Source organism: Ruegeria sp. O11, assembly GCF_056535285.1.
In genome coordinates this window covers 246,540-262,208 of sequence record NZ_JBQERS010000002.1, presented here as the reverse complement: position 1 = coordinate 262,208, position 15,669 = coordinate 246,540, and the positions used below count along the sequence as shown (strand labels likewise).

Sequence of the window (15,669 nt, the reverse complement as noted above, 5' to 3'; positions counted from 1 at the left end):
GATAAGGGAAGGAACAGGAATGACAGACACCATCACAATTCGCAAAGCGCCGGGTAAATGGAGCGTGCGTTCAGGCGGCGCAATTCTAGGTGAAACCACAGCTGCGCTGGAATTGCTTGAGGGTGATAAAGACCCGGTCATCTATTTTCCGCGCACGGATATCGCTATGGCTTTTCTGGATCGCACCGACAAAGTTACCCAATGCGAAGGCAAGGGGGAGGCCACGCATTTCTCGATCGTGAACAAATCATCGGTCACTAAAAACGCGGCGTGGAGCTATGAGAACCCACTCGATACCATCGCCGAAATTAAGAACCATCTGGCGTTTTATCCCGAAGACTCGGTCAAAGTTGAACGAATTTAGGTTCAAAATTTGCCTCTGCTTTACAATTGATGTGTTCGATGCCCACCAAAGCTGACTGTCCACTCCATCTTGGTGCCAAGATCGGGCGTACTCGAAGATAGCCAGAGCATCGATATTCCTGCTCGTGGAATGTTGGCGGCCGGTTCTACGATCTAGTAGGGAATGCTTTGGTCCGGGTCTGGCCTCGAGGCTCCTGAGGTTTGATGATCCGTAACGAGCAACATAATGCTTGTATTGGTCCGCCGTAATTTGCGGCCCAGAGATCCGACACGCTGCGAAACGGGGAAAATGAATGAAAATCGCAACTGCTGCTTACAACCTGAATTGGCTCGACAGTTGGGCGCAATATGAAGACAAAGTTGAGGCGTGGATTTCCGAAGCCGTAAGTCATGGTTCCAATCTTCTCGTGTTCCCCGAGTATGGTGCGATGGAGTTGTCGACACTCGATGGTCCCAAGGTGGCAGGTAATCTTGAACGTTCTATCCACGCCGTTTCCGACCGGATGGAAGATGTACAAGACATACATTCCCGCCTGGCGATGACGTACAATGCATACATTCTGGGTGCGTCAGCCCCGGTGATCGACGGATCAGGCCGTCCAGTGAACCGCGCAGTACTCTACGCTCCTGATGGTCGCCGCGACCATCAGGACAAGCAGATCATGACACGGTTTGAGCGTGAGGTCTGGGACATCGCCCCAGGTGGTCCGTTGAAACTGTTCGATACCGCTTTGGGTAAAATCGGCGTTCTCATCTGTTATGACAGTGAGTTCCCGCTCTTGGGTCGCGCGCTGAGCGAGGCCGATCTGATCCTCGTTCCATCCTGTACCGAAGCCCTGTCCGGTTATTGGCGCGTGCGGATTGGCGCCATGTCCCGCGCTCTTGAAAATCAATGCGTTACGGTAATGTCATCATTGGTTGGCGGCAATGAATGGTCTGAAGCGGTAGACATGAATACCGGTATGGGCGGCGTGTTTGGCCCGCCCGATATCGGGTTCCCGCCGACGGGTGTGCTTGCCGAAGGCACTCTGAATTCAGCCGGCTGGACCTATGCCGAGGTCGACCGGTCCGCAATCGCAAACGTCCGTGCAGACGGGCGCGTGTTGAACCGCACCCATTGGGCCGAACAAGATGCCCGAGTCGATTCAGTCACAATATCGCCTCTTTAGGTGACTTCGCCCTTGAAATAAGGCCGAAATAGGCTCATTTAAGCGCACGAACTGCAGATTCTGCAGGTGCAACGTAATGATGGAGACAACATGGCCAAGGAAGATACGCTCGAATTTCCCGGTGTCGTGAAGGAACTCCTGCCTAATGCGACGTTTCGGGTCGAGCTGGAAAACGGCCATGAGATCATCGCACATACGGCAGGCAAGATGCGCAAGAACCGCATCCGTGTTCTGGCCGGCGACAAAGTTCAGGTCGAGATGACCCCTTATGATCTGACCAAGGGTCGGATCAATTATCGCTTCAAGTAACGCCTAGCACATGGCGTTTATCCTCGGATCGGGCAGCCCAAGGCGGCTGGACCTGCTGGCGCAGCTTGGCGTTCAGCCCGATGCGATCCGTGCGCCGGATATCGATGAAACGCCGCTGAAAGGCGAACTGCCAGCCCCCTATTGCAGCCGCATCACGCGGCAAAAAGTTCAGGCTGTTCAGGCAGATAGTGATGATATCACCCTATGCGCCGACACAACGGTCGCACTGGGCCGCCGCATTCTTGGCAAACCCGAAGATGCGGGACAGGCTGCAGAATTTCTGCACGCCCTGTCCGGCCGACGCCATCGGGTGATCACCTCGGTCGCGGTGCGGCGCGGCGACAAAATTCTCCAGCGCGACGTGGTTTCTCAGGTCAGGGTGAAGCGGCTGTCAGATACCGAAATCAATGCCTATCTTGCGACGGATGACTGGGAGGGTAAGGCCGGAGCCTATGCTATTCAGGGCCCTGCTGGTGCTTTCATCCCATGGATTTCAGGCTCGTTCACCGGTATCGTCGGCCTGCCCTTGTCCGAAACTGCCGCACTGCTGCAAGGCATCGGCTATCCGCTATATCGCGAGGCATCATGAAGGGCCGTACCATCATTCTGGATCACATTCAGGGACACGAAGCTGCAGCCCTGATGGTAGATGGCATCCTCGACGATTTCCTTATCGCCGCAGATGCCCCGGCACCCGGCACGATCTACCGTGCCCGTGCGGATCGCCCGGTCAAAGGTCAGGGCGGCATGTTTCTGACCACCCCCGATGGCCCGATGTTTCTGAGACAGGTCAAAGGGTTGGTCCCCGGCGCGCTGCTTTTGGTGCAGGTGACTGGGTATGCCGAGCCCGGCAAAGCCATCCCCGTCACAAACCGCATCCTGTTCAAAAGCCGCTATGCAATCGTGACACCCGACACTCCCGGCTTGAACATCTCGCGCCGTATCCGGGATGAAGATGTACGCGACCAACTGCTTGAAATCGCTCATGAACAGATGGGCGACAGCCCGCACGGCCTGATCTTACGCTCATGCTGCCAAGGAGCCGAGCCAGGTGAGATCGCTGAGGATATCTCGGCCATGCTTGCGCTGGCCGAGCAGGTGCTAAGTGACTCAGGCACAGAACCCGAATTGCTCAGTGAGGGCGATGGCCCACATATCCTGGCTTGGCGCGATTGGACGGATCCGGCTGAGATCGTGACCGCATCTGGTGGTTTCGAAGACCATGGCGTGCTGGACGCGCTTGACACCGCACTGGGGATTTCCGAAGCGCTGCCCGGTGGGGGACACCTCTATATCCAACCGACCCGCGCCTTGGTCGCTGTAGATGTGAACACCGGTCCCGACACGTCTCTGGCTGCTGGGACCAAGGCTAACTTCGCCTGCGCCAAAACCCTGCCGCGCGCCCTGCGCGTGCGCGGGCTGGGAGGTCAAATCACGCTGGACCTCGCACCGATGCCCAAGAAAGACCGGAGAGGTTTCGAATCTGCCTTACGGTCGGCATTCAAGTCCGATCCTGACGAGACAATCATGGCCGGTTGGACACCCCTGGGACATTTCGAACTTCAGCGCAAACGTGGTCGTATCCCATTGACGGAGATCCTGAAATGAGCTGCCCCATCTGCGGAGAAAACACGCTGCAAGCCTTTCGCCCATTCTGCTCGAAACGCTGCGCGGATATCGATTTGGCAAAGTGGCTGAACGGCTTCTATGCGGTGCCATCGCAACGTGAAGAAGACGCCGAGACGACTTCGGAACCAACCGAAAGCCCCACGCCACGCCCGCATTGAAAAAATGTCAAAAAGCCTCTGGACACTGCCTGTGGCAAGTCATAGAAGGCCTCCACCCAATGGCAAACGCCATTCCCGTGCCCGGGTAGCTCAGGGGTAGAGCAGTGGATTGAAAATCCTCGTGTCGGTGGTTCGATTCCGCCCCCGGGCACCATAAAAATCACCTAATTATATGATTATAATGCATAAATTATGTATCGAGTTAAATTTATCCACCCAAATATCCACCTAGTGGACGTAGGTAGGCTAGCGACAGTGGAGCCTTGCAACCTGATGCACGGCGAAAGCTAGCGCTCTGGCGATACTACTACAACAACGTGTAGCGCGGCGCGGCTATTGACAGACAGCGGCGCGGCTATTGGCAGCTAATCCGGACAGAAATCAGGGCTGAGAGTTAATCAGGCCGAGCGCTATAGGCTTCGCTTATCACCTGCGCTTCTGTCCTAGAGCGCGCCCAGGTGGTCATGTAGTCAGCAATGAACCCCTCCGCTTGCGTGTTGCAGCGATCATGGTCGGCAAATGCCTAGCCTTCCTCTGGCGGATTTCCTAGCTGGTCGGGATTTCAAAGTATGTCATGGCACCAACACCTGACTTCGTCATCTGACAGGTATGACACGGAGCACAAATTGGATGACTAGCCTCTTTAGAAGGCGTTGATGCTTTGTCTCTACTGGCTTAGTACGCACCTATTCTACTGGCGTCTATTGATGAGGGTTTGCGTGAAAACCATATTCCATACAGGAATGTCGAAGACAGGTTCGACGGCATTGCAGGATTCATTGTTCCTGTCTCGAGACCGCCTTTTGGGCCACGGCATCCTCTACCCCGACAATCCCGAGGGTGTCAGTTTCAACAACCACCGAATTTTGACACAACCTCTTTTTTCATTTGATGACACGACTAGGGATTTGCGGCGTAGCTTCAAAAATGAATCAGCCCTCCGGGCTGGTTTCATAGCATTTAGGAAATATCTCCATCGCCAAGTCGCAGAAACAAGACCCGAGTGCCTGGTTTTGTCCTCTGAACATGTTTGGAAATCGTTCTCGTTGGACCGCACAGTTAAAGCGCGTAAGGACTGGGGCCCACTGATTACCGATCAAACGACAGCCGTTGTCTATATTAGGCGGCCGTCATCGCGGTATCTCTCTGGTTTGCAGCAGAGCTTGAAGCACGGGGTTTTCCTGCAACCCAGTTCGCCAAGTTACGAGCCCAACCTGACGGGTCTAAAATCTCTCTTTGGTCAAGACAACTTGCACCTAGTACTTTTTGACCGCAAAAACTTGAGGGGGCAAAGCGTCGTCAGTGATTTCGTCGATAGATTTCTTGCTGAGTATGGCGTCACAATGGAGACAATGGCCGAGCCACGCAGAGCAAACACGAGTGTAAGTGCACCCTCTCTGAAACTTTTGGAAGAGTTTGCAGGCCTCAGGCGCAAGGGAGAAGTGGGGAATCTTGACGTGGAATCCTTGCGACAGGACATTCGTAGAGCTGAAAAATCTCTAACATTATCTCGCCCCAAAATTAGGCCGGAAGCGGCTGATAGAATAGACTACGCTAGTACCCAACCACTATGGTTGCGCGACACTTATGGTCTTGAGTTCCCTGATTTTGACTACGGTCGGTTGGAAAGAGTGGAGATAGAGAAACCAGATGGTCTTGAAAACATTGAGCGCCTGATCAACGTGGACCCCGACGAGCTCAATAAACTGGTCACATACTTGGGTTCAGAGGGGCGTAACCCCTCTGTCCGTGCCTTCGCCCGACAGTTCTATCGGGCGCGAAAACCATTGAAACATCGCGTTCAACGCTTGTTCAGAACGCGGCACTAGTTCACTTCAATGCCGAGGCTCTTAGCCAGAACAGCAGCCTGCACCTTACCACGTTCAAGGATGGTTTCGTATTTGTGCGGGTCCTCTGTGGCTTCGAGTTGGGTATCCAACGAGACGCGCAGTCCCGCCGCGTGACTAACCGCGGCCTCATAGGAGTCCGCGCGCGTGATAATCACATCTACCAGCTCAGCTTCGGTTCGGTTTGATGTTCCCGCCTCGGCCGCGATCATGGCGGGCTGATCCGGGCGTGCGGCCCCAGATTTGATCGCGCGGGTATAGCCGGACGCCGCCTTCGGGACTCTTTGGTGACACGTCCGAACGGTCGCTCGGCCGGCATAGGTACGCTCGTCCATTACGCGCGTCAGCCCGCTCGTCAGCGCGATCCGCACTGCATCAGCACGGAATTCGTCTGTCCGTTTCATTCCCATAGTTCGTCTCCTTTGCTGCAATAAATGCTATCAAAGGAGCGGCATCAAACCGCGACAGGTCCAAGCCTAATCACTCATTTAATAGCGCTGAAAGTTCATCCGCCCCTTTTTGCAGAATTCCAAGAAACGACATTAGGCTGTTGACGTCATGACGTTGGGTTGGAGCGTGAACTGAGAGTGTGCCAACCAACCTGCCCTGCCCGTCCAGAACGGGCACAGCAAGTGCCGTCATTCCGGCCATAAATTCCTCATCATCCGTGGAAAAACGATTCACGGCGATGTTTTGGATCTCTGCTCGCAAGACGTTGGGATCAGTCAGAGAACGTTCGGTATTTGGTTGCAGGTTTCCTGCTGAAAGGACACCATCCAACGTTTTCTGCCGCAGTGTGGACAGGTACATCTTGCCACTTGCGGTGCAGTGAAAAGGTACTTGTGTACCGACAGGCAGCTGAATTCTTAGCGGCCACTTCGTTTCCACCCGGTCTAGATAGATCATACCTTCTCGGTCAGGGATGGCGAGATTGCAGGTCTCACCAACTTCTTCTGCAACGCTGCGTAAGATTGCCAATCGGGCCGTACGCAGGTGCTCAGAAGACATGGTATTGACCGAAAGCAGTCGTAACCGGCGCCCTGGGCCATAAGAACGCCCATCAAGATCGCGTTGCAGGAAGCCTTCGGTTTCTGCGGTATGCAGGAGGCGGTGGACGGTTGGCTTGGCCAGACCAAGTGCCTCAACCAAGTCTGAGGGTTTGACCGCAACACCACGCCGCGCCACCTCCTCGAGGATCAGAAGGAGGCGCAGGTTGGTCGGGATTTGAGTTTCTTTGTCTTGTGTTTCCGTCTCAGCCATCCCGCAACAGTCTAGCTATTTGGCAGCAGGATCAAGGCCAGATCGGGCACAAGCGACACTAATATCCAGACCGAAAGAAGCGCTACCAGATAGGGCACTGTATACCGAAGCAACCGGAAATAGGGCACACCTGTCACTCCCGAGGCCACATAGAGGTTCAGCCCGTAGGGCGGCGTGATGAACCCGATGGACGCCCCCACAAGGAATATCACTGAGAAATGGATTGGATCGATCCCAACAGAGGCCGCAATCGGCGCAAGGATCGGAGCCAGGATTATCGTGACAGGCAGGCTTTCCAGCACCATGCCCGAGAAGAATACGATCACCATCGATGTAAACAACACCGCGTAGTACCCGCCCATCGAGGTTACAAAATCCCCGATGGTTTGCTGTGCCCCTAGCAGAGACAGGATCTGCTGCATCACCACCGAAATGGCGATCAATGGCGCGAGGATGCCGGTGATCTGGGCCGAGCGGATCACGATGGAGGGTATTTCAGGTATCGTAAAACCTTCGACAACGAACATCTCAGCAAAGCTCTTTTCGGTTGGCGGTATGTCGTTCCGCGCACCCATGATCCGGTTGATCGGATAGCTGACCAACCCTGCGATCACGCAAAAGCCGACCGTCACGCCTGCTGCCTCGGTCGGGGAGAATTTGCCGGTGTAGATGCCCCACAGAACCAAGCCGATGGCGAAAAACCCAAGCCATGCTCCAAATGCGGTCTTCAGCACCCGGTTCAATTGCAGCGGTATCAGATGACCCCAACCGTTCATGCGGCAGATGATCCAGCACGCAAATTGCATACCAAAGACCATCAGCGCGCCCGGAAGGATACCCGCGACGAACAGCTCGGAAATCGGCAGGTTCATCAGGAAGCCATAGACGATGAAGATAATCGACGGAGGGATGATAATCCCCACCGTTCCGCCCGCGGCAGCGGTCGCCGCGCTGAAGCGTTCGTCATAACCACCTTTGACCATCTCGGGATGAAGCATCGACCCAATGGTAGCAGTCGTTGCGGAGTTCGAACCAGAGATTGCGGCGAAAAGTCCACAAGCGCCCAGAGACGCCATGGCCAACCCCCCGCGTATCCAGCCCAAACAGGCATAGGCGAAATCGCTGAGCCTCCGGGCAATGCCGGACTTATTGATCAGATCTCCGGTCAGGATAAAGAGAGGCATCGCCAGCAGGGCAAAGCCTTTATTGAACACATTCAACAGTTCGGCACCCATGTTATCCAGCGTCAACCCAAGGACGAACGAGCAACCGATCACCCAATATCCGATGACCAAAAAAACCGGTACGCCCAGCATGAACAGAAACGTGACCCCAAGCGAGATCAGTGTAACCAAAGTTCCATCTGCCATCAGTCTGCTCCGATCACGGCCTGCTTGATCAGCGGCTCGCCTGTTTTCCAGTTGTGCAGATCGTCAGCGAGGTTCTGAAACACGCGTCCGACCATCAGAAAGAAAGACAGCGGCGCGGCCAGAAGGAACCACCACTGCATGATATTGTCAGTACCGAGTACGATCTGGAAATTGGACGCCGAAAGCGCGACCAGTCGCGTCGTCGTCACGATGACGATAACCGCGAAGATGAACCACAGCACCGCATCGAGGATCAGGCAGGCCAGTTGCCCGCCGCGCGGCATGGCGGTGCGAAACTCGCTAAAGCTCAGATGTGTGCGCAGGCGGACATTGTAGGACGCTCCGAACCACGCCATCACCATGAACAAAAGGGGGGGAATGGTGGTTGACCACGGCTCTTGGTCGTTGAACACAAACCGGTCGATCACGCCCCAGAAGATTATCAACGCAATCGCGAGGTAGGAATACACCATCACCGACCGTTCCAGATGGCGTTCGACAAATGGCACTGCCCGATAAATCAGCATGATCACGAACCCGCCAATTGCCGAGGCTACTGCGCCCAACACCCAAGTGGCGTCGGATTCGAGTGCAGATTGAATCTCGAACGAATCCTGGCTGAGAAAGGCGCTGAAAATCGCGCCGATGTCTGCCCAAAACGACATGAACTCCGTCCTCCCAGTCGGTGTGTATTAGAACCGGCCCGCTTGGGGCCGGTTCGTCTTTTGTATCAGGCTTCGCCCTTCCACCAACGACGAGGTTCAACGTTTTCTGGCAGGGTGCCAGCCGGAATCTCGCGCGCGATGTCGTAGATTTCCTGATAGGTATCGATACCGCCCGCCCATTTGTTCAGACGTTCGCGCCACTGGGCCCAAGGTTCTGGGTTGTAGTTCGGGGCGCACATCTCTTCGGCCAGCTTGATCTGATCGTCAGCCAGGAAGGCCGGGCGTACTCCATTTTCGGCAAAGATAGTATCAGGTAGCTGCGGCTCCGAGAAACCGACCGTGTTCAGCAATGCGGCTTCATTTGCACCCTGAATCAACGCCTGAGTGAAGTAGGAAGACTCCATCACAGCGTCTTGCAGCTCACCACCGAGGCTGTCGAAGACCTTTGCAGACATTGAGGTATGTTCTGTGCCGCAGAAGAACTTCAGGTTGACCGACTGCGAAACCACAGGAGCCATATTGGCGTATGCAACGGCCGACGCCCATGTTTCGGCACCGTCGATCAGGCCAGTTTTTAGCGCATCCAGCGTTTCCTCCCATGCCACCGGCACCGGATTCAGGTTCAGTAACTGCATCGCAATCCGGCCCAGTTGCGTGCCTGTCACGCGGTTCTTGGTGCCAAACAGCTCTTCCAGTTTGGTCACGGTTGGTTTGTCTGCAAAGGTCGAACCCATCTGCAGCCCGCGCAATTCGCAGTGCGTGAACAGGAACTTCAGACCATGACGTTTCTCCAACGGATCACGCAGGATGCGCTGGCTCGCAGGGCTATAAAAGAAGTGATATTGCGCTGCCCGGCTAGGGAACATGTAAGCATAGTCCAGCACATTCAGGTATGGCGCGCCACCTGCCGAATTCTGGGTCGAGGCCGCGTAAATGTCGACGATACCCTGTTGGGTTTTTTCCACGCAGCTCAGCTGACCACAGATCTGATTGTCGCCGATGAACTCGATCCGAATCTCGCCATCAGTGCGTTCTTCCAGATCCCGAGCGAATTCGATCGCGCCAGCGCGCTCGATTAGCAGATTGCGGGTGTTGAAACCTGAAGCACCAAATTTCAACGTGTGCTTCGGCTCCTTAGAAAAGCGCTTTTCATAGGTGGATTCGGCAGCTTGCGCCAGATTCGCCAAGCTCATCGCGCCACCAAACCCGCCTGCCGCCAGCAGTGTCGAACTCATGCCATAACGCCCGGCCACGCGAAAAAAATCTCGCCGGGAAATGCCACTTAGTTTCTTACCGATCTCCATTGCTTACCTCCCTGATCACAATTATTGAGACGTTTTGTATCAAAAAAGGCTAGTATAATTCTTGCATCTTGCATAGAGTTTTTTTCAGCGACGTTGGAAGGAGGCGGTCATGGAGGTGGATTATGCGGTTGTCGGCGCGGGGTCTTCGGGCTGTGTCATTGCTAATCGACTAAGTGCTGATCCCAATACATCGGTCGCGCTTCTTGAAGCCGGCGGTCGCGACACGAACCCGTGGATTCACATCCCCGTCGGTTATTTCAAAACGATGCATAACCCGTCGGTCGATTGGTGTTATCGGACCGAACCCGACCCAGGCCTAAATGGCCGGTCCATCGACTGGCCACGAGGTAAAGTGCTGGGCGGCTCCTCCTCGCTGAACGGGTTGCTTTATGTACGTGGCCAGAAAGAAGATTACGACCGCTGGCGGCAAATGGGCAATGAAGGTTGGGGGTGGGACGATGTCTTGCCCCTGTTCAAACGCTGTGAAGATCAAGAACGCGGTGAAGATGAGTTTCACGGTGTTGGTGGGCCTTTGTCGGTGTCAAACATGCGCATTCAACGCCCAATCTGCGACGCTTGGGTAGCGGCAGCACAGGCCGCAGGCTACCCGTACAACCCCGACTATAACGGCGCTGAACAAGAAGGCGTGGGTTATTTTCAATTAACCACCCGCAACGGCCGTCGCTGCAGCGCGGCTGTGGCATATCTCAAACCTATTCGAAATCGTCAGAATTTGAACATCATCACCAAAGCATTGGTGACACGCGTGGTTTTGGACGGGAAAAAGGCGACTGGGTTGGTTTACCGGGACAGGTCGGGGGTTGAGCAAACTCTGAAGGTCCGGCGTGAGATCATCCTGTCTGGCGGCGCGATCAATTCGCCCCAGATCCTGATGTTGTCGGGGATTGGAGACGCGGACCATCTCAAAGAAAATGGAATAGAACCGCTTCATGTCCTGCGTGGCGTCGGTAAGGGTTTGCAGGATCACTTGCAGGCACGACTTGTGTTCAAATGCAATGAACCAACACTGAATGATGAAGTCCGCAGCCTGCTCAATCAAGCCCGCATCGCGTTGAAATATGCGTTGTTCCGCGCAGGTCCAATGACCATGGCTGCAAGCCTAGCCACAGGATTCATGAAAACCCGGCCCGATGTTGAAACGCCGGACATTCAGTTCCACGTGCAACCCTGGTCCGCCGACAGCCCTGGTGAAGGTGTGCATCCGTTTTCTGCCTTCACGATGTCGGTCTGTCAGCTGCGCCCGGAAAGTCGAGGCGAGCTGCGCCTGAACGGTCCGGATCCGTCCAAACATGTTAAAATCATTCCGAACTACCTTTCTACGGAAACAGATTGCCGAACCATCGTCGACGGTGTGAACATCGCGCGCAGAATTTCTAAACAAAATCCTCTCGCCTCGAAGATTTCAGAGGAGTTTCGACCGACGGCAGATCTTAGCATCGACGATTACGAAGGCACACTGGATTGGGCCAGATCAAACACCACCTCAATCTATCACCCCACCGGCACCTGCGCGATGGGACAATCAGAGAAGTCTGTAGTGGACGCGAAACTGAAGGTCCACGGCATAGCAAACCTACGGGTGGCAGATTGTTCGATCATGCCGGAAATCGTCAGTGGCAACACCAATGCGCCTGCGATCATGATTGGCGAAAAGGCAAGCGATCTAATAATCTCGGATGCTTGACACATTGCGCCGCGGTCTGAACGCCAGTTAGAACTGCGAATACTACTGCCAACCATATTCCGGTGCGCACGCAATACCGGTCTTGAATTAGTCGACTTTGAACGATGGCTAAGCCTTCGATTTTGAGTCATTCAATTTTTCATAGCCGCACAGGTTTTGCCAGTTGCGACGCAAAGATTTTCCTCTCAGCTATCGCTTCCGCAGCTTCAGTCCTATTCTGACTGAAAGTAAACTAGTCTGGAACCCAGCGACTGGCAGCGCGGCGTGCAAAGCAGTCAATTTACGTAAGACCGGGAAAATATGGCTCTTGAAGAACCTTTTACAGACCTCAAAATAAGGACTCAGCGGACCGGCTTTTACAAAGGGTATAGCCTGCCGATTGCGCTGGTAAGCAAACTCTCGGTTTCGCTGCTCGTTCTCTGGGCGCTGATTTGGCCACTATCAGCAAACGATACACTGCGATCTTGGAAGTCAGGAGTGCTGTCTGAGTTCAATACATTCTACAACCTTTCCGTTGGATTATTTGTGCTTTTCCTTTTCCTTATCGCGCTCATTCCTTCGACTGGCCGAATGAGGCTGGGTTTAGAAGATGGGAAACCCGAATTTTCGAACTTCTCTTGGTTTTCGATGATGTTTGGGGCGGGTCTAGGCGTGGGCCTAATGGTCTATGCAACCGCTGAACCACTTGGCCTTTGGGAAACCAATCCATTGACTGTTTCCGGGGAAGTCACACCCAAAAGCGAGGACGCGATTGAAGGAGCCTACCGCTATACTTTTTTGCACACCGGTTTTCACGCCTGGGCAATTTACGTCGTCACTGGCCTTAGCCTTGCGTATTACGCGTTTACAAGAGGCATGCCGCTAACAATCCGCACCGCACTGACCCCATTGCTCGGAGAATACGCAAACGGTGTTGCAGGCCATGTGATCGATATACTCGGCGTCGTGGCGACAATACTCGGCGTGGCAGTCACGATCGGTTATGGCGTTTCTCAATTGGTGGATGGCGCGTTTCTAATTACCGGTGCGAAGTGGCTTGTGGAAAGAGAAGCAACCAAAGTGTTCCCGTCGACCGCCGGCCTGATTGCGGCGTTGATCGTTGTTATGATGATGTCGACACTGTCTGCCGTCTCTGGCGTGGGGCGTGGTGTCAAATACTTGTCAAATATCAATCTTCTTTTTTCACTAGTATTGCTAGCGGTATTCATTATTTATGGCTCATTCGCGTTTGCGGCGACAACCTATGCGACGGCGCTTGTTGACTATATCAAAAACTTTGTCCCTCTGAGTTTCCAAGCTTTTCGACCGGTTTCCGAAGTCGATTTTGCCTCCGTATTGCCTGCAGAGGCGGCGCCCTTTGTCGGCGAGCTTTTTGCGGGTGCAACTGATCCATGGGGAACAAAAGCAACCTTTCTTGAGGGTTTGACCAGCGATACAGCCGGTCTTTCTGGCGCGACAAAAACTGCAGTTTATGACGCGGGCACAAGAAGCAGGTTGTTTGGATGGCAGGCCGGTTGGACTACGTTTTATTGGGCATGGTGGATCGCGTTTTCACCTTTTGTGGGTCTTTTCTTAGCGCGTATCTCCAGAGGGCGAACCGTACGCGAGTTCATACTTGGCGCGGTTATTGCCCCGTCGCTCGTTTGTTTTGCATGGATGGCCATTCTCGGCGGGGCGGCCATCGATCTGGAATTAAATGGGGATGCAAACGGATCAATCCTCGCCGCATCAACAACGGCAACACTGTTCGTCACGTTGGGGGAAATGATATCGGGCAACTTGCTCGCAGTAGTGACTGTCATGTGTGTGCTGTTAACCATGACATTCCTGGTTACTTCCGCCGACTCCGGCATCCTTGTGATGAACACGATCATGTCCGGTGGGTCTGAAGACACCGGTCTGCTTCATCGCATCATCTGGGGCGTTCTTCTGACCCTTGTCATTGGAACCTTGCTTATCGCGGGCGGTGGTGGATTAGAGGCTTTGACCAATTCGATGATTATCGGCGCGCTACCGTTCAGCGTTGTTTTACTGCTCATGTGCATCTCTTTAGCCAAAGCAATGGTCAACGACTTGCGCCGATTGAACCATGAAACACGGACGGGTTCGTGATTGCCCATGGTTAGTTCCTAGTCACTTAGGTCGCCTTCACCCGCAGATCGACTAAGTGCTAAAGTGTCTAGGAAACATTGACTGCAGCACAAACAGGCAGATCTTCAAAGCCTCCGAGGGTTCGAAGATCTCTGAGTGCAAGGCGTATTCAAAGCTTAGGCACAACCGCGAAGCCTGCCCTTCCTTTAGCAGCGCTTACCCAGCGCGCATTACCTCACGGGGCAATTTGATCGGAAACCTAGACCGAACCTCTTCATCCGCCTTGCTACCAAAGTAATTCGGGTAGTGATTGGACAGAATGTCATCCACAACGGATCGGCTACGTTCGAACATGTCCTGACGACCTGCTTTCTCCCAGGTATCAGTTAGCTCTCGGTCCAACAGGGACGGGTAGACATACTCGGTTTCCATGTACTGCAAGGTTTGAGCGTTGCCGAGGAAATGCCCGGGGTCGATTGCACATTCATGGATGACGTCGACCGAAAGCGTGTCGTCGCTCACCTCGATCCCGCGAAGTGTTCGCGAGATCATTCCAGCCGCCTCGTTGTCGATGACCATTGACTCAAAGCTACAGCCCATCAGGCTGCCGAGCATTCCACCAAACTCGCAGAGCCGGTTGGCCCCGGCATGGGCCGCCAAAGCGAAGGTAAGAGCCTTTTCTAGCCCATATTGCGCGTCGGGGATTTTGGAATCGGTCATGCCGCATCCGACGCTGGTCGGGAGGTTGTAGAAATTGCCCATCTGAATAGCAGCGGCTGAAATCAACGCCTGTTCGCCACTGCCGCCTGTAAACGATCCAGTGCGCAGATCAGTGATAAACGGCCAGGCTGCAAAGACCACCGGGGTCCCCGGATTGATCAAATTGGCGATGGCCACACATGACAAGGTCTCTGCCACCGCCTGTGCCAGCGTGCCAGCCAAAGGTGCAGGAGACGTAGCCCCGGCCTGCGGTGGTACGGCCAGATCGCAAACAAGCCCCATCTTCGCTGTATCAATCAGGATCTCCAGATTTTCCCGCCCAAATCTGAGCGGTGACACAATGGGGCACCCACCAAAAATCACCGAGGGTTTTTCAAGGAATTTACCCTCCCCGCCAGACGCCAGATCGAACAGATGGATCGCGTCCTGAATATGCTCGCGCGTACGGAACGTCAGGCAAGATGGCTTCTCGCTACCCGCCAAGATGGCGTAGAGCATGCTCATATCGTGCTCGTAGTCCTGCGGCACATCCGTTGCCAGAACCGTATCACCGGTCATGTGGAGGTTGTCGAGCCGGTCAACCAATCGGGTAAAGTCGTAAATGTCCTTGAGCGTTGACGGCCGGTAACTGCGAGTCTCCGCATCAAACGTTGTCACAGCGGTGCCGGAGTTCGCATAGTACACCTTGTCTTTGGTGCAGTGCATGTCATCCTTACCGGCCCGCGATCCGCGTGCATGGACATAAAACTCGCTGGCTGCCCTGGCCAAAAGGTCTTCCATCAACGCGCGAGGGAAGCACAGCCTACCATGCTCGTTCACCGTCGCCCCTTTGGGCAGCACGAGATCAAGAACTTCCTGCGTTGGATCACCGACACCCGTACGCTCTAGAATGCCGAGGGCGGCTTCATGAATGCGCAACATGTCAGAGTCCGAAAGGGGCTTATATCTGCCACCCGAAATGCCCGGCCAGATTGCTTGCGAAGCGACGTTGCTGGTTCGCACGGCGGCTCGTGCTTCACGTCCACCCCCGCGCCGTCTTGATCTGCGCTTCGTTAACTCTGTCATGGTATTTCTCCGAA

Annotated in this window: 15 protein-coding genes and 1 tRNA gene; 10 read left to right on the top strand and 6 right to left on the bottom strand. The window is 54.5% G+C overall.

What is annotated here, in order from left to right:
- The first annotated feature begins 19 nt into the window (after window positions 1-19).
- From ACRZ91_RS07610 to ACRZ91_RS07575, 8 genes are all read left to right on the top strand, one after another.
- Window positions 20-364 carry a DUF427 domain-containing protein gene (locus ACRZ91_RS07610; RefSeq protein WP_170542909.1) on the top strand — a complete coding sequence of 115 codons (345 nt, stop codon included), beginning with the start codon at window positions 20-22 and terminating at the stop codon, window positions 362-364.
- A gap of 292 nt (window positions 365-656) precedes the next feature.
- Complete coding sequence (locus ACRZ91_RS07605; protein ID WP_480903883.1) at window positions 657-1,532, top strand: carbon-nitrogen hydrolase family protein; 876 nt, start codon at window positions 657-659, stop codon at window positions 1,530-1,532.
- A gap of 90 nt (window positions 1,533-1,622) precedes the next feature.
- Complete coding sequence (infA, locus tag ACRZ91_RS07600; RefSeq protein ID WP_005978431.1) at window positions 1,623-1,841, top strand: translation initiation factor IF-1; 219 nt, start codon at window positions 1,623-1,625, stop codon at window positions 1,839-1,841.
- Window positions 1,842-1,851: 10 nt separating this feature from the next.
- Complete coding sequence (locus tag ACRZ91_RS07595) at window positions 1,852-2,430, top strand: Maf family protein (protein ID WP_480903880.1); 579 nt, start codon at window positions 1,852-1,854, stop codon at window positions 2,428-2,430.
- Window positions 2,427-3,449, top strand: a complete 1,023-nt coding sequence (locus tag ACRZ91_RS07590; RefSeq protein ID WP_480903877.1) for a ribonuclease E/G — start codon at window positions 2,427-2,429, stop codon at window positions 3,447-3,449. Before ACRZ91_RS07595 ends, ACRZ91_RS07590 begins: the two co-directional genes overlap by 4 nt.
- Window positions 3,446-3,628 carry a DNA gyrase inhibitor YacG gene (locus tag ACRZ91_RS07585; RefSeq protein WP_480903874.1) on the top strand — a complete coding sequence of 61 codons (183 nt, stop codon included), beginning with the start codon at window positions 3,446-3,448 and terminating at the stop codon, window positions 3,626-3,628. The genes ACRZ91_RS07590 and ACRZ91_RS07585 overlap by 4 nt, the downstream gene beginning before the upstream one ends.
- Window positions 3,629-3,707: 79 nt before the next feature.
- A tRNA-Phe gene (locus tag ACRZ91_RS07580) sits at window positions 3,708-3,782 on the top strand.
- Between the two features lie 565 nt (window positions 3,783-4,347).
- Window positions 4,348-5,457 carry a hypothetical protein gene (locus ACRZ91_RS07575; RefSeq protein ID WP_480903871.1) on the top strand — a complete coding sequence of 370 codons (1,110 nt, stop codon included), beginning with the start codon at window positions 4,348-4,350 and terminating at the stop codon, window positions 5,455-5,457.
- Here ACRZ91_RS07575 and ACRZ91_RS07570 read toward each other — a convergent pair.
- The 5 genes from ACRZ91_RS07570 to ACRZ91_RS07550 form a co-directional block, all read right to left on the bottom strand.
- Window positions 5,454-5,885, bottom strand: coding sequence for a hypothetical protein (locus ACRZ91_RS07570; RefSeq protein ID WP_480904134.1), 432 nt, complete (start codon window positions 5,883-5,885; stop codon window positions 5,454-5,456). The genes ACRZ91_RS07575 and ACRZ91_RS07570 overlap by 4 nt on opposite strands.
- Before the next feature lie 70 nt (window positions 5,886-5,955).
- A complete protein-coding gene (locus ACRZ91_RS07565; RefSeq protein ID WP_480903869.1) occupies window positions 5,956-6,735 on the bottom strand; it encodes an IclR family transcriptional regulator in 780 nt (259 codons plus the stop codon).
- 11 nt (window positions 6,736-6,746) lie between these two features.
- Window positions 6,747-8,105, bottom strand: a complete 1,359-nt coding sequence (locus tag ACRZ91_RS07560) for a TRAP transporter large permease (protein WP_170475616.1) — start codon at window positions 8,103-8,105, stop codon at window positions 6,747-6,749.
- Window positions 8,105-8,770 carry a TRAP transporter small permease gene (locus ACRZ91_RS07555; protein ID WP_170542805.1) on the bottom strand — a complete coding sequence of 222 codons (666 nt, stop codon included), beginning with the start codon at window positions 8,768-8,770 and terminating at the stop codon, window positions 8,105-8,107. Before ACRZ91_RS07555 ends, ACRZ91_RS07560 begins: the two co-directional genes overlap by 1 nt.
- A 65-nt stretch (window positions 8,771-8,835) precedes the next feature.
- Entirely contained in the window at window positions 8,836-10,074 is a 1,239-nt protein-coding gene (locus tag ACRZ91_RS07550) for a TRAP transporter substrate-binding protein (RefSeq protein WP_480903865.1), read from the bottom strand.
- A 109-nt stretch (window positions 10,075-10,183) separates the two neighbouring features.
- Here ACRZ91_RS07550 and ACRZ91_RS07545 point away from each other — a divergent pair, with 109 nt between their 5' ends.
- Both ACRZ91_RS07545 and ACRZ91_RS07540 read left to right on the top strand, forming a co-directional pair.
- Window positions 10,184-11,779 carry a GMC family oxidoreductase gene (locus ACRZ91_RS07545; protein WP_480903862.1) on the top strand — a complete coding sequence of 532 codons (1,596 nt, stop codon included), beginning with the start codon at window positions 10,184-10,186 and terminating at the stop codon, window positions 11,777-11,779.
- 300 nt (window positions 11,780-12,079) lie between these two features.
- Complete coding sequence (locus ACRZ91_RS07540) at window positions 12,080-13,891, top strand: BCCT family transporter (RefSeq protein WP_480903859.1); 1,812 nt, start codon at window positions 12,080-12,082, stop codon at window positions 13,889-13,891.
- 195 nt (window positions 13,892-14,086) lie between these two features.
- Here ACRZ91_RS07540 and ACRZ91_RS07535 read toward each other — a convergent pair whose 3' ends face one another.
- The gene (locus tag ACRZ91_RS07535) at window positions 14,087-15,655 is read right to left on the bottom strand and encodes a trimethylamine methyltransferase family protein (protein WP_170771210.1); all 1,569 of its coding nucleotides are present in this window, start codon (window positions 15,653-15,655) and stop codon (window positions 14,087-14,089) included.
- Window positions 15,656-15,669 lie beyond the last annotated feature (14 nt).